Origin of the sequence: Streptomyces sp. STR69 (assembly GCF_024519455.1) — a bacterium.
In the GTDB taxonomy this organism is placed as follows: Bacteria; Actinomycetota; Actinomycetes; order Streptomycetales; family Streptomycetaceae; genus Streptomyces.
Genome location: NZ_JALJRY010000015.1, coordinates 108,076 through 126,683, shown reverse-complemented (window position 1 = coordinate 126,683; position 18,608 = coordinate 108,076). Strand labels below are relative to the sequence as shown.

The window sequence follows — 18,608 nt, the reverse complement described above, 5'->3', positions numbered from 1 at the left end:
ACTGAAGAGCGGGCCGGGATCCCTCCCGGCCCGCTCTTCACGTGGGTCAACCTGTCGTGGCCCGCCTCAGCTGTCGTAGTCGACGGCGAGCGTGTCGGACACCGGGAAGGTCTGGCAGGTGAGGACGTAACCGGCGTCGACCTCGGCGGGTTCGAGGGCGTAGTTGCGCCGCATGTCCGCCGTGCCGTCGGTGACCAGCGCGCGGCAGGTGCCGCAGACGCCGCCCTTGCAGGCGAAGGGCAGGTCGGGCCGGGTCTTCTGGGCGCCGTCGAGGATCGAACGGTCCTTGTGCAGCGCGGAGTTGGTGGTGCGGCCGTCGAGGGTGACGCTGACCTGGCTGACGGGACCGTCGTAGACCTTGTCGATGTGTTCGTTGGTCCGTACGGGCTCGTCGTCGGCGTAGAACAGCTCCTGGTGGACGCGTTCGGCGGGGACGCCGAGTCCGGTGAGGACCTGTTGGGCGTCGCGGACCATGCCGTGCGGGCCGCACAGCCACCAGTGGTCGGCGGTCTCCACGTCCACGAGGGCGTCGACGAGCGTGGTGAGCCGATCGGCGTCCAGGCGGCCGGAGAGGATCTCCGCCTCGCGCGGTTCGCGGGACAGGACGTGCGCGAGCTGGAACCGGCCGGGGTGCAGGTCCTTCAGGTCGGCGAGGTCGTCGGCGAACATCACGGTGTCGGAGCGCCGGTTGCCGTAGAAGAGCGTGACGCGGGAGCGGGTGTCGGCGGCGAGGACGGATTCCGCGATGGACAGCATCGGGGTGATGCCGGAGCCTGCGGCGATCAGGACGTGGTGGCCGGGGCGGGTGAGGTCGGGGGTGAAGGCGCCGGTGGGGGCCATCACCTCGACGGTGTCGCCGGGGCGTACCTCGCTGACCAGCCAGGAGGAGAACAGGCCGCCGGGGACGACCCGTACGCCGATGCGGGGGCGCGCTCCCGCCGGGGAGCAGATGGAGTACGAACGGCGCTCGTCCCGGCCCTCCACCTCGCGGCGGAGCGTGAGCGACTGGCCGGGCCGGTAGGCGAACTCCTCGGCGAGGTGGTCGGGGATGTCGAAGCTGATGGCGGCGGCGTCCTCGCACAGCGGCTCGGCGGCGGCGACCCGCAGCGCGTGGAAGGCCGGGCGGCGGCGCGCCGGGCGGGCGGGGGTGGTGGGGGTAGTGGGGGCCGGGGCGGTCACTGGTCCACCGTCCTTTCCACGAGCGGGAGTTGAGGACTCGCCGGGCTCGCCGCAGTCGAGTGGTGGGGGCTCGCCATCAGATCTCCTTGACGTACTCGAACGGCTCGCGGCAGGCGCGGCACCGCCACAGGGCTTTGCAGGAGGTCGCGGCGAAGTGCGAGGTCTCCTCGGTGTCCGTCGCCCCGCAGCGGGGGCAGGCCACCGTACGGCGGGTCGGCGACAGCGTGAGCACCAGCGGACCGCGCGGGGCGGCACCGGGCGGTGCGATGCCGTGTTCGGCGAGCTTGGCGCGGCCGGCCGGGGTGATCCAGTCGCTGCTCCAGGGCGGGGTCAGGACCGTACGGATCTCCACGCGCGCGTACCCGGCATCCGTGAGCCGCGCGGCCACCTCGGCGCGCATCTCGGCCATGGCCGGGCAGCCGGAGTAGGTGGGCGTCAGACTCGCGACGACCGTCCCGTCCTCGCCCACCTCGACGTCACGCAGTACGCCGAGGTCGGCGAGCGTGAGCATCGGCATCTCGGGGTCGGGCACCTGCGCGGCGATGTGCCGGGCGCGCCGCGCGTCGAGCAGGGTGGTCACCATGTCGCCTCCGGGTGGGCGCGGGCCACGCTCTGGAGTTCGGTCAGCAGCGGGGCCAGGTGTTCGGTGTGGTCGCCGTCGCGGCCGTGTCCGGGGACCGGTGCCGTCTCGGGCCAGACGAGCCCGGCGGCGTCGGTGACCTGGCGGAGCACGGCCAGTACCTCGGCCTTCAACTCCCCTGTCTCCGCGAAGAGTTCGTCCAGGTACGGCACGATGGCGGCCAGTGCGTCCCGCATCCTCCGCTGCGACTCCTCGGTGCCGTCACCCAGCCGTACGACCCACTCGGCGGCGTACTGCCGGTGGTACGCCAGCTCCTTGACGCCCTTGGCGGCGATGGCGGCGAGCACCGGGTCCGATGTGGTGACGGCGAGCCGCTCGAAGAGGGCCAGCCGCCAGGAGGACAGCACCAGCAGCCGGGTGATCGAGAACGCGAAGTCCCCGTTGGGGAGTTCGGCCAGCCGTACGTTGCGGAAGGCGTCGGCGTCACGGAAGTAGGCGTACGCGTCCTCGCCGCGTCCGGTGCCGTCGACCTGGCCGGCACGCGCGTAGAGCAGACGCGTCTGGCCGAGCAGGTCGAGCCCGATGTTGGCCAGCGCGACCTCCTCCTCCAACTCGGGGGCGGCGGTGCACCATTGGGCCAGCCGCTGGGCGCTGACGAGCGTGTCGTCGCCAAGTGCCAGGCAGTACGCGGCCAGTTGAGCGGCGTTCGTCCCCTCCGGCACGCTCTGGTCGACGCCGTGCAGCGGGTCCTCGAAGCCGGTGCCGAAGGCCCAGCGGGCGTCGCTGTCGTCGTGTCCCTCGGCCAGGGACAGATAGAGGTGGTCGTCACTCATTCCCTGCTCCTAGATGTGGGGGACGTCGTCGGGGATGTCGTAGAAGGTGGGGTGGCGGTAGACCTTGTCGGCGCTCGGCGCGAAGAACGGGTCCTTCTCGTCCCGGGTCGAGGCGGCGATGTGTTCCGAGCGCACGACCCAGATGGACACGCCCTCGTTGCGCCGCGTGTAGAGGTCGCGGGCGTGGGTGAGGGCCATGGCGTCGTCGGCGGCGTGCAGCGAGCCGACGTGGACGTGGTTCAGGCCGCGCTTGCCACGGACGAACACCTCGTACAGGGGCCAGTCCTGCGTCATGCCGCCGCTCCTTCGGTCTTCCGGGTACGGGCGGCCTGCTTGGCCGCGTGGGCGGTGGCCGCCTCCCTGACCCAGGCGCCCTCCTCGTGGGCGGTCCGGCGGCGGGAGACCCGCTCGGTGTTGCGCGGTCCGTCGCCGCGGATCACGCGTTGCAACTCGGACCAGTCGGGGGTGCCGAAGTCGTGGTGGCCGCGCTCCTCGTTCCACCTCAACTCCGGGTCGGGCAGGGTGACTCCGAGCTTCGCCGCCTGCGGGACCGTCATGTCCACGAAGCGCTGACGCAGTTCGTCGTTGCTGTGCCGCTTGATCTTCCAGGCCATGGAGCGGGCCGAGTTGGGCGAGTCGTCGTCGGGCGGACCGAACATCATCAGCGACGGCCACCACCAACGGTCCACCGCGTCCTGGACCATGGCCCGTTGGGCGTCCGTGCCGCGCATCATCGTGAGCAGCAGCTCGAAGCCCTGGCGCTGGTGGAAGGACTCCTCCTTGCACACCCGCACCATCGCCCGCGCGTACGGCCCGTACGAGCAGCGGCACAGCGGCACCTGGTTGCAGATCGCCGCGCCGTCCACGAACCAGCCGATCACGCCGACGTCGGCGAAGGTCGGCGTCGGGTAGTTGAAGATCGACGAGTACTTCTGCCGGCCCTCGATCAGCGCCTCGGTCAGCTCCGCGCGGTCCGCGCCCAGGGTCTCGGCGGCCGAGTACAGATACAGGCCGTGTCCGGCCTCGTCCTGCACCTTCGCGAAGAGGATCGCCTTGCGGCGCAGGGAGGGCGCGCGCGTGATCCAGTCGCCCTCCGGCTGCATCCCGATGATCTCCGAGTGCGCGTGCTGCGCGATCTGCCGGATCAAGGTCTTGCGGTAGCCGTCGGGCATCCAGTCGCGGGGCTCGATCCGCTGGTCCTTCGCGATCGTGGCGTCGAACTGCTCCTCGAACCGCGTCTCGTCCCGGTCGGCGGCTGACGCCTCCGTGCCTGTGCTGGTCATCGACACATCAACTCCCCTACCGACCATTCGTTCGGTTCCCAGTGTGAAGGGTTTCCCCGGGTGAGGCAAGACCTGCCGGGCGAATGGCTGGTCAGCGGCGCGCGCAGCACGGCTCCGGCCTCGCCCCCGCCCTGCTCTCCGCTCACTCCCACGTGTAGAACCCCTGTCCCGTCTTGCGGCCCAGTTCACCGCGGGCGACCTTCTCGCGCAGCAGCCGGGGCGGGGCGAAGCGCTCGCCGAGGGTGGAGTGCAGGTATTCGGCGATGGCCAGGCGTACGTCGAGGCCGACCAGGTCGGTCAGGCGCAGCGGCCCCATGGGGTGCTTGTAGCCGAGGCTCATCGCGTCGTCGATCGCCTCCGGCTCGGCGACGCCTTCCTCGATCATCCGGATCGCCTCCAGGCCGAGCGCCAGTCCGAGGCGGCTGCTGGCGAAGCCGGGCGAGTCCTTGACGGTCACGTCCTTCTTGCCGAGGGCGTGCGTCCAGTCGAGAGCGGCGCCGACTGCGGCGGCCTCGGTGCCGGGCGCGACAACGATCTCGACGAGCGCCGAGGCTGGCACCGGGTTGAAGAAGTGCATGCCCAGGAAGCGGCCGGGCCGGGTGAGCGCGGCGGCCAGCTCGGTGACCGACAGGGAACTGGTGTTGGTGGCCAGGACGGTCGTCGCGCCCACCGCCCGCTCGGCCGCCGCGAGCACGCGGGCCTTGAGACCGGCGTCCTCGGGGACGGCCTCTACGACCAGGTCGGCGTCGGCGGGCAGCCCGTCGACCGAGTCGGCCATGGTGACGCGGGCGAGCACCTGCTCCGCCGGCTCGCCGAGCAGGCCGCGCTCGGCGGCCCGCTTCAGTCCGGTCGCGACCCGGTCCAGCGCGGCGGCCGAGGCCTGCTCACCGCTCTCCACGACGGTCACGGACGATCCGGCGGCGGCGAAGGACTGCGCGATACCGGAACCCATCCTGCCACCGCCGATCACACCGACAACTGCGGGCGCGGAGCGGGGTGTTGGGCTCATGCGCGGCTGCTCCTCTTCTCCGGTCCCCTCTTGTCCAAGAAGCGTGTCATGCGGTCCCTCTTGTCCTGCCCCTCGAAGAGCACGGCCTGCGCGAGGTCGTCGGCGACCGGATGGGCACCGGGTGAGTCGACCACGAGTTTGGTGAGCCGGAGGGCGGTGGCCGAGGACCTGGCCATGCGGTCGAGCAGCGCGTGCGCCTCGTCCAGCAGTTTCTCCGTCGGTACGACGTCGATGACAAGGCCTGCGGCCAGTGCCGCCGCCGCGTCGAGGTTCCGTCCGGCGAGCAGCACCTGCTTGGCCACGGACTCACCGACCAGCTCGGGCAGCCGCCAGCAGGCACCGGCCGCGGCGAGGATCCCGAGGCCGGGTTCGGGGTTCCCGAAGACGGCGTCCGGACCGGCGATCCGCAGATCACAGGCGTACGACAGCTCGGCGCCGCCGCCCAGCGCCCAGCCGTCCACGGCGGCAAGGGTGGGCATCGGCAGCCGGCGTACCCGCTCGAACAGCCGGCTGTTGATGCCCCGCAGCGCCTCGTCCCGCCCGCGCTCCAACAGCTCCGCGATGTCGGCCCCGCCCGCGAAGACCCCGCCATGACCGGTGAGCAGGAGCAGCTTCGGATCCTGCTCCAACTGCTCGCAGACGGCGTGCAGTTCGCGGATCATCAGCCCGCTGATGGCGTTGCGGGCCGCGGGCCGGTGCAGGGTGACGACGACTCGGTCCGCGCGCTCCTCGACGAGGAGGGTCTCGTACGGACCGGAGACGGCCGGGGCGCTCACACCCGCTCCACGAGCATCGCGACACCCTGGCCGACGCCGACGCACAGCGTGGCCAGGCCCCGCTGGGCATCCTCCCGCTCCAGACGGCCGAGCAGCGTGAGCAAGATACGGGCACCGGAGCACCCGAGAGGATGGCCGAGGGCGATGGCACCGCCGTCTGCGTTGACCTTCTCCTCGTCCAGCTTGAGGCGGCGCGTGACCGCGAGCGCCTGGGCGGCGAAGGCCTCGTTCAGTTCTACGGCGTCCAGGTCACCGGTCCCCCATCCGGCGCGGGCGAGCGCCTTCTCGGTGGCGGGTACCGGGCCCAGCCCCATGAGGTGGGGCCGCACTCCGGCCGAGGCGGAGGTGACGATCCGGGCCCTGGGGGTGAGCCCGTGGCGCCGAACCGCCGCCCCGCTCGCGACCACCAGGGCGGCGGCGCCGTCGGACAGCGGTGAGGAGGAGCCGGCGGTGCTGATGCCGCCGTCGCGGAAGATGGTGCGCAGGGAGCCGAGCTTCTCCAGCGTGGTGCCGGGACGCGGGCCCTCATCGCGGGTCACCTCGCCGTCCTTCACCGCGACCGGCACGATCTCCCGGTCGAAGTGGCCCGACTCCTGTGCGGCGACGGCCCGTTGATGGCTGCGCAGCGCGAAGGCGTCGGAGTCGGCGCGGGTGATGCCGTCGAGCGCGGCGACCTCCTCGGCCGTCTCGCCCATGGACAGGGTGTCCTGGGCGGCGAAGCGCGGGTTGGTGAAGCGCCAGCCCAGCGAGGTGTCGTGCACCTCCCCCGGTTTGGCCCACGGGGTGCCGGGCTTGGCCATCACCCACGGCGCGCGGGTCATCGACTCGACCCCGCCGGCGACGACGAGGTCCGCCTCTCCGGCGCGTATCGCCTGGGCGGCCGAGGCCACGGCGGTCAGTCCCGAGGCGCAGAGCCGGTTGACGGTGTAGCCGGGCACGGTGTGCGGCAGCCCGGCCAGCAGGACGGCCATACGGGCCACGTCGCGGTTGTCCTCGCCGGCCTGGTTGGCGGCGCCGAGGATCACCTCGTCCACCTCTTCGGCCGGAATCCCGGCACGGCGGACCGCCTCGCCGACGACCAGCGCCGCGAGGTCGTCGGGCCGCACGGAGGCCAGGGCGCCGCCGTAGCGGCCCTGCGGGGTGCGGGCCCCGTCGATCAGATAGACCTCGTCGGAGGACGGCTCGGAGCTGGTCTGGGGCATGCGTTCCACCTCTTGACAGGCAGTGGTGATGCTGGATTACTTGGCCGTGCCGCACGCTAACCGAATGTTCGGTCGGTCCACAAGGTGGTGGAAAATGACGCAGGCCACGAACACGGCCCCCGGTCCCACGGAGAAGATGTTCGCCGCGGACGAGGCGTCCCGGGCTCTTGGTATCGAGCTCGTCGAACACGGCGAAGGGACCGCCGTGCTGCGTATGACCGTGACCCCGGCCATGGTCAACGGACACGGGACCGCCCACGGCGGCTATCTCTTCCTGTTCGCCGACTCCGCCTTCGCCTGTGCCTGCAACGGCCACGGCCCGGTGACCGTGGCCGCCGCGGCCGACATCGACTTCGTCGCCCCGGCGCACGAGGGCGACGTCCTGGTGGCGACCGCGCGCGAGCGCACCCGGTTCGGCCGCAGCGGCATCTACGACGTGCGCGTGGAGCGCAGCGACCAGGTGATCGCGGAGTTCCGGGGACGGAGCCGCAGTATCAACGGCACGAGGACGAAGGAGTCTCCATGAGCAGCGACCCGACGGCCCGGGTGACCGCACCGGCTTCGGCGCCGGCGAGCCCGCGCCTGGGCGAGCCGCTCCCCGAAGGGCTGCTGGACGCCGCCGAGCGACTCACCCGCGAGGAGCTGTGCGCGCACCAACTCGGCCTGCTCCAGGCCACGTTGCGGCACGCGTACGACAACGTGGAGCTGTACCACCGCAAGTTCGACGAGGCCGGGGTCAAACCCGGTGACTGCCGCACCCTTGAGGATCTGGCCCGGTTCCCCTTCACCACCAAGGCCGACCTGCGGGACACCTACCCCTTCGGCATGTTCGCCGTCCCCATGGACCAGGTCCGCCGTGTCCACGCCTCCAGCGGCACCACCGGCCGCCCCACGGTCGTCGGCTACACGGAGAACGACCTCTCCATGTGGGCGGGCGTGGTGGCCCGTTCGATCCGCGCGGCCGGCGGCCGTCCCGGTCACAAGGTCCATGTGTCGTACGGCTACGGGTTGTTCACCGGCGGCCTGGGCGCGCACTACGGCGCCGAGCGCGCGGGCTGCACCGTGATCCCCGCGTCCGGCGGCATGACGGCCCGTCAGGTGCAGATCATCCAGGACTTCGAGCCCGAGATCATCATGGTCACCCCGTCCTACATGCTCACCCTTCTCGACGAGTTCGAGCGCCAGGGCATCGACCCGCGCACCAGCTCCCTCAAGGTGGGCATCTTCGGCGCCGAGCCGTGGACGGAAGAGATGCGCCGCGAGATCGAGGAGCGCATGGACATCCACGCGGTCGACATCTACGGCCTGTCGGAGGTGATCGGCCCCGGTGTGGCGCAGGAGTGCGTGGAGACCAAGGACGGCCTGCATGTGTGGGAGGACCACTTCTTCCCGGAGGTCGTCGACCCGTTCACCGACGAGGTACTGCCCGACGGCGACAGCGGCGAACTCGTCTTCACCTCCCTCACCAAGGAGGCGCTGCCGATCATCCGCTACCGCACCCGCGACCTGACCCGGCTGCTGCCCGGCACGGCCCGCCCGGGGTTCCGGCGGATCGAGAAGATCACCGGCCGCTGCGACGACATGATCATCCTGCGCGGGGTGAACGTCTTCCCGAGTCAGATCGAGGAGATCATCCTGCGCACCCCCGCCGTCGCCCCGCACTTCACGATCCAGCTGACCCGCCGCGGCCGGATGGACCACATGACGGTCCGCGCCGAGGCCCGCCCCGGCGCCGACCCCGAGCAGCGGACGGCCGCGGCGGCGGCGATCGGCAAGGGCGTCAAGGACGGTGTGGGCGTGACCGTGGACGTGGAGATCGTCGACCCCGAGACGCTGGAGCGCTCGGTGGGCAAGATCCGCCGGGTCAAGGACCTGCGGGAGCAGTGACGTCCGTGGCGGTGGTCACCGGGCCGGCTCCGCACTGCCGGTGACCGGCTCGTCCGGGCCAACTCCCCTCCCCCACAGGCCACATGACCGTCCCGAGTACGATGATCGAGAGCTCGGCCCGATCCGTCCACTCGGCACGATGGAGTTGCCATGACGACCGACCCCCAGTCGGCACCGCAGATCGACACCGGCAGGGCACATCCCGCACGGGTCTACGACTGGCTGCTGGGCGGCAAGGACAACTACCCGGTCGACGAGGCCGTCGGGGAGAAACTGCCGCCGGAGGCGAAGGACGCGGCCCGGCAGAACCGTCAGTTCATGCACCGCGCGGCGACCTGGCTGGCCGGCCGGGGCATCGACCAGTTCCTGGACATCGGCACGGGCATCCCCACCGCGCCCAACCTGCACCAGATCGTCCAGCGGACCGTGCCGTCCGCGAAGGTCGTCTACACCGACAACGACCCGATCGTGCTGCGCCATGCCGAGGCGCTGCTGGTCAGCCACCCCGACGGGGTCACCGACTACATCCAGGCCGATGTGCGCGAGCCCGAGGCCATCGTCGAACACGCCCGCCACGTCCTGGACTTCGACCGCCCGATCGCCCTCTCGCTGATCGCGCTGATGCACTTCATCCCGGACGAGCAGGACGCCCACGGCATCGTCCGCGACCTCGTCGCCACCATGCCGTCCGGCAGCTGTCTGGTCCTGTCGCACGCCGCGTCCGACCTCTACCCCGAACTGGCGGCGCAGGTCACCGCCGAGTACGCCAAGGGCGGCATCAAGCTCGGCTTCCGCACCCGCCCGGAGGTCGCCCGCTTCTTCGACGGCCTCGACCTGGTGCCGCCCGGCCTGGTCACGGCGACGGAATGGAACCCTCCGACACCGGGCGAGACCCCGGAGGGCAGCGGGATCTACGCGGCGGTCGCGCGGATCCCCTGAGCCTTCGGACCTACCGTGCTGTCAATGCGCGGTATTGGTCTGCCATACGACCCCGCCGTCGGTGGCGATGACCATGTTGCCGTCCTCCAGCACCTTGAGGGTCGCCCCGGCGGTGCCCCCTGTGTTGCTCGCCCACACCGGCTGCGTCTGGGCGTTGTAGACCACCAGGTTGCCGTCCGCCTGGAACACCGCCGTGTTCCCCTCGCCCGAGGTCTGGCTGGCCCAATGTGCCGTGCCGTCCTGGTCGTAGAGCACCAGGTTGCCGTCCGTCTGCATGATCAGCTTGGAGCGGACGGTCTCCACAACCTTCCCGGGGTCGAACGTGAAGGGCGGCTTCACCACCACGGCATCGGCCAGGCGGGCCGCGCCCGTGCCGGAGGCGGAGGCGGAGGCGGAGGGAGACGTCGTCGCACCGCTCGCGGACGGACTGGCGGACGTCACGGCGCCCCGGCCGGAACTCACGGACGGTGAGGCGTGGGCGGAGGTGGAGTCCTTGTCCTCGAAGGCGTGGGACAGCAGCAGCGCACCGGTGACGGCGACGACCAGCGAGGCCGCGCCGATGGCGGCCCACAGCACGCGGCGCCCGCGTCGGGTCCCGCCACCGTCCGGCTGCGCGGGCGGGTAAGGACCGTAGGTGCCCGGCGGGTGCGGCGGCGTGAGGGTGTCGAGGTCCGCGTCCGGTGCGAGGAGTGTGACGGCGCGGGGCTGACGGGCACTGTCCAGGGTGGTCGTCACCGCGTCCGGAGCCACGGAGACCGCGCCGCCCCCGAGGTCGGCGACGGTCGCGGCACGCTGCCGGTCCGTCAACGAGCCCACGGCGAGGGCGCGTTGATAGGCCGGATGGTGGACGAGGTCGGCCTCGGCCCGGGCGAGTTCGATGATGCGCTGCGGGGTGGGGCGCTGCGCGGGATCGCTCCGCACGCAGGCCTCGATCAGCTCGGCGACACCGGGGTCCACGCCCCGCAGGTCGATCTCCCCGTGCACCGAGCGGTAGGACACGGCCGCGAACGGCCCGTCCCCGTACGGCGGTCGGCCGGTGACGGCGAACGCCAGGGTGGCCCCGAGGGCGAACACATCAGCCTCCGGACCGGTCCGGCCGCCGGTGAAGGTCTCCGGCGCGATGTATCCGGGGCTGCCGATCGCGCTGCCGACCTGCGTGAGGTTGGACGCGTCGGTGGACCTGGCGATGCCGAAGTCGATCAGTTGCGGGCCGGTGGCGGAGAGGATGACGTTGTGCGGCTTGAGGTCCCGGTGCCACACACCGCGGACGTGGATGGCGTCAAGACCCTCGGCCAGCGCGGCCAGCATGACCCGGGCCAGGTCCGCGGGCAGCGGTCCCCCGGTCACGACGGCGGCGTGCAGCGTGGGCCCCGGCACGTACTCGGTGGCCAGCCAGTACGGCGGCGTGCCGAGCTCCGCGTCGATGAGCGAGGCCGTGTACGCGCTGCGGACCGTGGCCAGGGTCTCCACCTCGCGGCGGAACCGGCTCAAGGCGTGCTCGTCGTGCCGGAGGTGGTCGTTGATCACCTTCACGGCGGCGGGACGGCCACCGGGCGACCGGGCGAGGTACACCTTCCCCATCCCGCCCTCGCCGAGTCTGCCGACCAGACGGTAGCGGCCTATGTGCGAGGGGTCGGAGCCATCGAGCGAAAGCACGGAACATGTCCTCCTTGAGCGGAACCGACGATCACCGGATCCACCATGAGGTCGACGCGGCCGGGCTCCGACCCGACATACTAGGGGTGCGATCGTCGACGTCAGGCCAACTACCCGCCATCGACCGCCGGTTGTCCATGGATGTCCTCGTGCAGGTGGACGACGAGCCACTGGCCTTCGGGACGGGCCCGCCGCAGGACCGCCGTGATGCGGGCCAGTTCCGGCGGTGCCGCGCGGTAGTCGACCCGCAGCCAGTAGCGGGCCACCGCCAAGTCACCGAAGACGTCGACGACTTGGTCGTAGGCCGTGAGGCCGGTTTCGTCGGGGCCTCCCTCGGAGGTGGGACGGCCGTCTCGGACCTGGTTCAACTCCGTTCTGCCGCGAATGAGTTCGCGGGTCGCCGAGTCCCAGATGGTGGCCTCGGGATCGAGGAAGCCGTCGATGCGCTCCCGGTCGCCCGCGGTGTAGGCCTCGTACATACCCGTGATCACCGTCCACACCTCCGCCAGTTCGGCGGGCGCGCCACCCGGGCGGGCACCGCCGTCGGCTGCGGGACGGGTGGAGGGGGGCGGTGGAGCGGGCATGGCGGATCCTTGGGGTGGGTGACTGGTGGAGCGGGGCGCCCGGCGGCGTCGGTCAGGGGAGGACGACCAGGTCCCGCGGCCTGCGGTTGAGACGTTCGCCGCCCGACTCGGCGCAGATCACGATGTCCTCGATCCGCGCTCCGTACCGTCCGGGCAGATAGATGCCGGGCTCGACGGAGAAGGCCATGCCGGGCGCGAGCGGGAGCGGGTTGCCGGCCACGATGTACGGCTCCTCGTGGCTCTCCAGTCCGATGCCGTGCCCGGTGCGGTGGATGAAGTGCGGCCCGTATCCGGCGTCGGTGATGATGTCCCGTCCCACGGCGTCGAGTTGACCGGCCGTCAGACCCGGTCGTACGGCGTCGGTCTGGGCGCGTTGGGCGCGCAGCAGCACGTCGTGGAGACGGCGGAACTCGGCGGGCGGCTCGCCGATCGCGTATACGCGCGTGGAGTCGGAGCAGTAGCCGTCCCGGGTCGTACCGCCGATGTCGACCACCACCGGGTCACCGGGGCGGATCACGCGGTCGGAGACTTCGTGGTGCGGGCTGGCGCTGTTCGGACCGGAGCCGACGATCACGAAGTCGACCCGGACGTGCCCCTCGGCGACGATGGCGTCCGCGATGTCGCGGCCCACCTCGCGTTCGGTGCGTCCGGCCCGCAGCCACTCCCCCATGCGGGCGTGCACCCGGTCGATGGCCGCACCGGCCCGCCGCAGGGCGTCCGCCTCCTGCGGGGTCTTGCGCATCCGCAGCTCGTTGAGCACTCCTCCGGCCAACTCCTGCTCCGCGCCCGGGAGTACGGCACGGAAGGCGATGGTCTTCTCCGCCCACATGCGGTTGTCGACTCCGACGCGGGACGTCCGCGCGGGCAACCGGGCCGCGACGAGCGCGTACGGGTCGTCGGTCTCCTGCCAGCCGGTGATCTCGATGCCCAGGTCACCGGCCGGGGACGCCCGCGCGGCGGGTTCCTCCAGGGCCGGGACGAGCAGGAAGGGGTCGTCGTCGGCGGGCAGGACCAGACAGGTCAGCCGCTCCAGCGGCAGGGCGTCGTAGCCGGTCAGATAGCGCAGATCCGCGCCGGGCGAGATCAGCAGGGCGTCCAGACCGGCCCGGGCCGTGGCCTCCCGGGCCCGGTGGAGGCGGCCGGCCGGGTGGAGGGGCGGGAGCGCGGGTTCGGCGGGGTGGTCGTCGTCGGACATCGGTTCTCCGTGAGGTGTCGTGGGAGTCGGCGAGGGCCGTGCCCCGCTCCGGCGGACGGCCGTCCGGTGCGGCACGGCTCAGGCGGCGTACAGCCGGCAGGCCACGCCCCCGGCGATCAGCTGCGGTTCCTCGCGGTCGCAGCCGTCGAAGGCCTGGGGGCACCGGGGGTGGAAGCGGCAGCCGCTGGGCGGTTCGGCGGGATCGGGGACATCGCCGGGAAGCTCGGCGGGCAGCACGCCCGCTCCGTCCGGCTTGGGTACGGCGGCCAACAGGGCCCGGGTGTAAGGGTGTCGTGGGTCGGCCCAGACCTCGGCGGTGGGACCGGTCTCCACGATGCGCCCGAGGTACATGACCGCGATCCGGTCCGCGATCAGCCGTACGACGGACAGGTCGTGGCTGATGAACAGCAGCCCGGCGCCCGACTCGACGGCCAACGACCGCATCAGCGTGGCCACTTGGAGCTGGGCGGAGGCGTCGAGCGCAGAGATCGGCTCGTCCCCGACGAGCAGCCGGGGCCGGGCGGCGAGCGCACGGGCGATGGCGATGCGCTGCCGCTGGCCGCCGGAGAACTCCTGCGGGTAGCGCTCGGCGGCGCTCGCCGTCAGTCCGACTCGGGTCAGCAGATCCTCCGGGGTGGTCCCGTCGACAGCCTCGCCCCGCCCGGTCGCGGTACGGATGCCGTCGGCGATCTGCGCGCCCACCCGGCGCCGGGGGTTGAGGGAGCCGTACGGGTCCTGGAAGACCATCTGGATGCCGGTGAGGGCCGGGGCGCGGCGGCGGACGCGCAGTGGGCGTACCGGTGTGCCGTCGTAGCTGATCCGGCCCTCCGCGGCCGGGGTGAGGCCGCAGACCGCGCGGGCCAGGGTGGACTTGCCGCAGCCCGACTCGCCTACCAGGCCCACGACTTCACCGGCCCGCACCTGGAGGCTGACCCCGGCGACGGCGCGGGTGGGCGAGGCGCCCGGCCGGTGGTACTGGACGACGAGGTCGTCGACAGAGAGGAGGGGGGTCATACGGTGCTCCTTCCGGGGAGCGCGTCCAGGAGCTGGCGGGTGTACTCGTGCCGCGGCTCGGTGAGGACCCGGCCGCGCGGGCCGGTCTCGACGACGAGGCCGTGGCGCATCACGCTCACCTCGTCGGCGATCGCGGACATCACGCCCAGGTCGTGGGTCACCAGCAGGACGGCGAGACCGAGTTCGTCGCACAGGCCGCGCAACAGCCGCAGTACGCCTGCCTGCACGGTCACGTCGAGCGCGGTGGTCGGCTCGTCGGCGATCAGCACCTTCGGCTCGCAGGCCAGCGCGATGGCGATCGCGATGCGCTGCCGCATTCCACCGGAGAACTGGTGCGGGTAACGCCCCAGCGCCTCAAGGGGGTTGGGAATTCGGACCTGCGTCAGCAGATCGACTGCCCGCTCCTTCGCGGCCTTTCGGCTCAGCTTCAGGTGGTGGCGCAGATGGTCGGTGAGCTGGTGTCCGATGCTGAGCATCGGGTGCAGGCTGGTGGACGGGTCCTGGAACACCATGCTCACCGATCGGCCGCGCAGCGCGGCGAGTTGACGGGGCGCGAGGGTCAGCAGGTCGGTGCCCTCCAGCTCGATCCGGCCACCGGTACGGGCACCCGGCGGCAGCAGACCCAGCGCCGCGAGGCCGGTCATGGTCTTGCCCGAGCCGCTCTCCCCCGCGAGCCCGTGCACCTGCCCCGGCCGCACCGCGAGGTCCACGCCGCCGAGGATGCGCCGGCCGCCCAGGTCGAGGGTGAGGCCGCTGATCTCCAGCACAGTGCCTGTGGTCATCCGACACGCTCCTTCTCCGCGCCGATGGTTCGGGCCGTGCCGGGGTCGAGGGCGTCCCGGAGCGTGTCGCCGAGGAAGTTGAAGGCGAGCACGACGGTGAGGATGGCCAGGCCCGGGAAGACCCCGATCCACCACTTGTCGAACTGCTGGGTGCCGTCCGCCACCATCGCACCCCACTCGGCGGTCGGCGGCTTCGCACCGAGCCCCAGGAAGGACAGCCCGGACAGCAGCAGGGTCGCCGTACCGATGTCGAGGGTGGCCAGGACGAGCAGCGGCCCGAGCACGTTGGGCAGGATGTCCACGCGCAGCGAGCGCCAGGCGGAGAAGCCCAACAGCCGTCCACTGAGCACGAATTCGCGGTTGCGCAGGCCCATGACCAGGCCCCGGGTGACGCGTGCGTACGACGGCCAGGACACGACCAGGACGGCCAGCACCGCGTTCTGCAGGCTGGCGCCGAGCGCGGCGGCGACCACCATCGCGAGGATGACGGTGGGGAACGCGAACACCAGGTCCGCGATCCGCATCACGGTCTCGTCCACCCACCGTCCGAAGAACCCGGCGCAGGCTCCCAACACCCCGCCGACCAGCAGGGACATGGTCACCAGCAGGAGGGCGAGGGGGATGGAGACCCGGGCGCCGTACAGCACCCGGCTCAGCACGTCCCGGCCCAACTCGTCGGTGCCGAACCAGTGTCCGGAGCCGGGGGCGGCCAGCCGGGGCAGGTCCTGTGCGAGGGGGTCGTGCGGGGCGAACAGCGGGGCGGCGACCACGATCACCAGCCAGAACACGGCGACCAGGCCACCGGTGACGGCGAGGGGGCGGCGCCAGGCGGGCGGCAGCCGTCGTAGCAGAGAGAACTTCGCCGCACCCTCAGAACTCCGTTTCACCGCCACTTCGGGACTGCGTTTCACTGCACCCTCACCCTCGGGTCGATCACTCCGTACAGGACGTCCACGGCGAGGTTGACGGTCAGGTACACCAGGCCCACGACGAGTCCGACGCCCATGACGGCGGGCAGGTCGAGGGTGGTCGCGCTGCGGTAGGCGTAGGCGCCGAGGCCCGGCCAGGCGAAGATCGACTCGACCAGGACCGTGCCCGACAGCAACGCCCCGAAGGCCAGTCCGGCGACCGTGATGACCGGCACGAGGGCTGCCCGGAGCACGTACTGGAAGAGGACCGTGCGGCCGGGCAGGCCCTTGGCGCGGGCGGCGCGGACGTAGTCCTGGTTCAGGACTTCCAGGACGGCGGAGCGGGTGAAGCGGGTGAGCAGGCCGACCGTGTATGCCGTCAACACCAGTGCGGGGAGGGCGAGATGGCCCACCGCGTTCCAGAACACCGGCCACTGTCCGGCGAGTGCCGCGTCGGCCGTGTAGAGGCCGGTGACGTGTGGCGGGGCGGTCATGCCGGGGTCGAGGCGACCGCTGCCGGGGGCCCAGCCGAGCCGGTAGAAGAAGATGTAGAAGGCGAGCAGTGCCAGCCAGAACGTCGGCACCGACACGCCCAACAGGCTGATGACACGCAGGAGTTGGTCGGTGAAGCGGTCCCGGCGCAGGGCCGCGACCACGCCGAACGCCACCCCCACGATCAGCGAGACGACGATCGCGGCCCCGGCGAGTTCCAGAGTGGCGGGGACGGCGGTGGACAGGTCGGTGAGGACCGACTGATGGCTCTGCTGGGACTCCCCGAGGTCGCCGTGGAGCAGGTTGCCGAGGTAGGTGACGTACTGGACCGGCAGTGGCTTGTCGAGGCCGTAGTGGTGGCGGAACTGCGCGACGATCGCCGGATCGCCGATCGCCCGCTGGCCGAGATTGGCCGCCGCCGGGTCGCCCGGGACGAGGTTGGTGAGGACGAACGTCACCAGGGTCACGCCGACGGCGAGCAGGACGGCGGTGGCGGTACGGCGGAGGAGGAAGCGGGCGAGGGGGTGTCGGGCGAGGAGTCGCCTGCCACCACCCGTGTCCTTACTTCGTGCCCAGCGCGGCGACATCGATCGTCCATACGGGGTTGTAGGCGACGCCGGTGACGGACGCGGCGGAGACGGTGTTGCGGCTCGGCTGCATCAGCGGGATGAAGGGGCCGTCGGCGTTCAGCTTCGTCTGGATCTGCTCGTACAGCGTCTTGCGGGTGTCGTCGCCGATGGTGGTGGCGGCCTTGTCGCCGAGCGCGGTGAGGGCGGGGTCGGCGCCGGCCTTCCAGCCCGCGCGCAGGCCTACCAGGTTGCCGGGCAGGAAGGTCAGGTAGTCGCTGGGGTCCGGGTAGTCCGGGCCCCAGTACCAGAGGCCCAACTGCTCTTTGCCGTTGCGGTAGTTGTCCAGTTCGGTGGTGGTCGGCGCGGGGGCCAGCGTGACGGTGATGCCGACCTCCTTCAGCTGGGCCTGGACCCGTTCGGCGAGGGTCTGCAGGGACAGGCCGTCGACGGTCAGGTCGCTGGCGTAGCCGAGCGTGACGGACGGTTTGGCGATCCCGCTCGCCTTCAGGGCCGCCTTCGCTCCGGCGAGGTCGCGGCCGGCGGCCTCGGAGGCGGGCAGCGCGCCGAGGAAGGTGGAGGGGATGATCCCGGCGGGCTGGACCGAGCCGCTGCCCGCGAGGGAGAGCAGGCTCTCGTAGTCGATGCCCTTGCGTACCGCCTCGGCGAACTTCGCGTTGGCCGTCGTGGAGCTGACCTTGGTGTTCCGGTTGAGCAGCAGGAAGATCACGTCCGAGGACGCGCCGCTGTCCACCTTGAGTCCCCCGGCGAGCCCACTGACCTGGTCGGAGGTGAGGTCGAGGGCGATCTGGCTGTCGCCGCGCTGGACGTTCAGCTTCTGGGTGGGGGCCTGGACGTTGCGGATGACGATCTTGTCGTAGGTCGGCTTGTCCGCACCCGTGTACTTGGGGTTCTTCGTCAGGACGACCTCGGTGTTGGTGTTGAACGAGGTCAGCGTGTAGGGCCCGGACCCGGCCGACGTGGTGTTGAGGTACTTCTCCGCCCCGTCCGTCGAGGTCGCCGAGCCGCCGTGGGCCTGGACCGTCTTGGCGCTGAGGATGCCGAGCGCGGGGTTGGGGAGGATGAAGGGCAGGGCGGGGTTGGCCTTCTTCGACACCAGGGTGACCGTCGAGGCGTCCGTCTTGGTGACCGTGACGCCGTCGAGGAGGAACGACGGGTTGCCCTTGAGCGCGATCACCCGGTTCAGCGAGAACACCACGTCGTCGGCGGTGACCGCGCTGCCGTCCGCGAACTTCGCGCCGGTCCGCAGGTGCAGGGTGAGCGTCTTGCCGTCCGCGGACTGCTCGTACGAGGAGGCAAGGCCCGGCACCGGCTTGGTGACGTCGGAGCCCTTGAAGGTCAGCAGCGTCTCGTAGAGCGCCTTGTCCACGATCTGCCCGGTGGGCTCGAACTCACGGCCCGGGTCGGCGGTCTTCAGGTTGAACGACGTGTCGACGACCAGGGTCTTGCCGGCCGAGGAACCGGAGGCGCTCGTACCGCCGGAGCAGGCGCTCAGGGCGAGCGCCGCGACCGCGACGAGGGAGAGTGCCACCGGGTACGACCCGGCACTGGATCTGGGCATGAGTGCCTCCGTGAGCAGGGCGGAGCGGAAGAAGGCCGGGCGGGAACGGGCGGGCACCGGGAGGGGACCTGGACGATTCGCCGTTAGGGTGGGCTGAAACTAACCAGGACTTTCGGCCGACGGGATCACCGCGAGACGAAA

At 71.5% G+C, this 18,608-nt stretch carries 19 protein-coding genes; 3 read left to right on the top strand and 16 right to left on the bottom strand.

Features of this window, described 5'->3' with window-relative positions:
• Positions 1 to 66: 66 nt before the first annotated feature.
• The 8 genes from paaE to OC490_RS27185 all read right to left on the bottom strand — a co-directional run bounded on the left by paaE (position 67) and on the right by OC490_RS27185 (position 6,862).
• A complete protein-coding gene (gene paaE, locus OC490_RS27220) occupies positions 67 to 1,179 on the bottom strand; it encodes a 1,2-phenylacetyl-CoA epoxidase subunit PaaE (protein ID WP_262060642.1) in 1,113 nt (370 codons plus the stop codon).
• Between the two features lie 76 nt (positions 1,180 to 1,255).
• The gene (gene paaD, locus OC490_RS27215; RefSeq protein ID WP_262060641.1) at positions 1,256 to 1,762 is read right to left on the bottom strand and encodes a 1,2-phenylacetyl-CoA epoxidase subunit PaaD; all 507 of its coding nucleotides are present in this window, start codon (positions 1,760 to 1,762) and stop codon (positions 1,256 to 1,258) included.
• On the bottom strand, positions 1,756 to 2,592 hold the full coding sequence (gene paaC, locus OC490_RS27210; protein ID WP_262060640.1) for a 1,2-phenylacetyl-CoA epoxidase subunit PaaC: 837 nt from the start codon (positions 2,590 to 2,592) through the stop codon (positions 1,756 to 1,758). The genes paaD and paaC overlap by 7 nt, the downstream gene beginning before the upstream one ends.
• A 9-nt stretch (positions 2,593 to 2,601) precedes the next feature.
• A complete protein-coding gene (gene paaB / locus OC490_RS27205; protein WP_019075091.1) occupies positions 2,602 to 2,886 on the bottom strand; it encodes a 1,2-phenylacetyl-CoA epoxidase subunit PaaB in 285 nt (94 codons plus the stop codon).
• Positions 2,883 to 3,875, bottom strand: a complete 993-nt coding sequence (paaA, locus tag OC490_RS27200) for a 1,2-phenylacetyl-CoA epoxidase subunit PaaA (RefSeq protein WP_262060639.1) — start codon at positions 3,873 to 3,875, stop codon at positions 2,883 to 2,885. Before paaA ends, paaB begins: the two co-directional genes overlap by 4 nt.
• A 142-nt stretch (positions 3,876 to 4,017) precedes the next feature.
• Positions 4,018 to 4,884 carry a 3-hydroxyacyl-CoA dehydrogenase family protein gene (locus OC490_RS27195; protein WP_262060638.1) on the bottom strand — a complete coding sequence of 289 codons (867 nt, stop codon included), beginning with the start codon at positions 4,882 to 4,884 and terminating at the stop codon, positions 4,018 to 4,020.
• Positions 4,881 to 5,660 (bottom strand): enoyl-CoA hydratase/isomerase family protein, encoded by a 780-nt coding sequence (locus tag OC490_RS27190; RefSeq protein ID WP_262060637.1) that lies wholly within the window; start codon positions 5,658 to 5,660, stop codon positions 4,881 to 4,883. The genes OC490_RS27195 and OC490_RS27190 overlap by 4 nt, the downstream gene beginning before the upstream one ends.
• Positions 5,657 to 6,862 carry a thiolase family protein gene (locus OC490_RS27185; RefSeq protein ID WP_262060636.1) on the bottom strand — a complete coding sequence of 402 codons (1,206 nt, stop codon included), beginning with the start codon at positions 6,860 to 6,862 and terminating at the stop codon, positions 5,657 to 5,659. The genes OC490_RS27190 and OC490_RS27185 overlap by 4 nt, the downstream gene beginning before the upstream one ends.
• Before the next feature lie 94 nt (positions 6,863 to 6,956).
• On the opposite strand from OC490_RS27185, the gene paaI reads away from it, so the two are divergent.
• The 3 genes from paaI to OC490_RS27170 all read left to right on the top strand — a co-directional run bounded on the left by paaI (position 6,957) and on the right by OC490_RS27170 (position 9,688).
• Entirely contained in the window at positions 6,957 to 7,388 is a 432-nt protein-coding gene (gene paaI, locus OC490_RS27180) for a hydroxyphenylacetyl-CoA thioesterase PaaI (RefSeq protein ID WP_262060635.1), read from the top strand.
• Positions 7,385 to 8,749 (top strand): phenylacetate--CoA ligase PaaK, encoded by a 1,365-nt coding sequence (gene paaK / locus OC490_RS27175; protein WP_262060634.1) that lies wholly within the window; start codon positions 7,385 to 7,387, stop codon positions 8,747 to 8,749. The genes paaI and paaK overlap by 4 nt, the downstream gene beginning before the upstream one ends.
• 150 nt (positions 8,750 to 8,899) lie before the next feature.
• Positions 8,900 to 9,688: an SAM-dependent methyltransferase gene (locus tag OC490_RS27170; RefSeq protein ID WP_262060633.1), complete on the top strand. Its 789-nt coding sequence runs from the start codon at positions 8,900 to 8,902 to the stop codon at positions 9,686 to 9,688.
• Between the two features lie 21 nt (positions 9,689 to 9,709).
• On the opposite strand, the gene OC490_RS27165 is transcribed toward OC490_RS27170, so the two are convergent.
• From OC490_RS27165 to OC490_RS27130, 8 genes are all read right to left on the bottom strand, one after another.
• Positions 9,710 to 11,344, bottom strand: coding sequence for a protein kinase domain-containing protein (locus OC490_RS27165; RefSeq protein WP_262060632.1), 1,635 nt, complete (start codon positions 11,342 to 11,344; stop codon positions 9,710 to 9,712).
• Between the two features lie 110 nt (positions 11,345 to 11,454).
• Positions 11,455 to 11,928 (bottom strand): nuclear transport factor 2 family protein, encoded by a 474-nt coding sequence (locus OC490_RS27160; RefSeq protein WP_262060631.1) that lies wholly within the window; start codon positions 11,926 to 11,928, stop codon positions 11,455 to 11,457.
• A 52-nt stretch (positions 11,929 to 11,980) separates the two neighbouring features.
• Entirely contained in the window at positions 11,981 to 13,123 is a 1,143-nt protein-coding gene (locus OC490_RS27155) for a M24 family metallopeptidase (RefSeq protein ID WP_262060630.1), read from the bottom strand.
• A gap of 78 nt (positions 13,124 to 13,201) precedes the next feature.
• Positions 13,202 to 14,137, bottom strand: a complete 936-nt coding sequence (locus tag OC490_RS27150) for an ABC transporter ATP-binding protein (RefSeq protein ID WP_262060629.1) — start codon at positions 14,135 to 14,137, stop codon at positions 13,202 to 13,204.
• A complete protein-coding gene (locus OC490_RS27145; protein ID WP_262060628.1) occupies positions 14,134 to 14,919 on the bottom strand; it encodes an ABC transporter ATP-binding protein in 786 nt (261 codons plus the stop codon). The genes OC490_RS27150 and OC490_RS27145 overlap by 4 nt, the downstream gene beginning before the upstream one ends.
• Entirely contained in the window at positions 14,916 to 15,830 is a 915-nt protein-coding gene (locus OC490_RS27140; protein WP_262060627.1) for an ABC transporter permease, read from the bottom strand. The genes OC490_RS27145 and OC490_RS27140 overlap by 4 nt, the downstream gene beginning before the upstream one ends.
• Positions 15,827 to 16,906 carry an ABC transporter permease gene (locus tag OC490_RS27135; RefSeq protein WP_262060626.1) on the bottom strand — a complete coding sequence of 360 codons (1,080 nt, stop codon included), beginning with the start codon at positions 16,904 to 16,906 and terminating at the stop codon, positions 15,827 to 15,829. Before OC490_RS27135 ends, OC490_RS27140 begins: the two co-directional genes overlap by 4 nt.
• Positions 16,881 to 18,467 carry an ABC transporter substrate-binding protein gene (locus OC490_RS27130; protein WP_262060625.1) on the bottom strand — a complete coding sequence of 529 codons (1,587 nt, stop codon included), beginning with the start codon at positions 18,465 to 18,467 and terminating at the stop codon, positions 16,881 to 16,883. Before OC490_RS27130 ends, OC490_RS27135 begins: the two co-directional genes overlap by 26 nt.
• Positions 18,468 to 18,608: the final 141 nt, after the last annotated feature.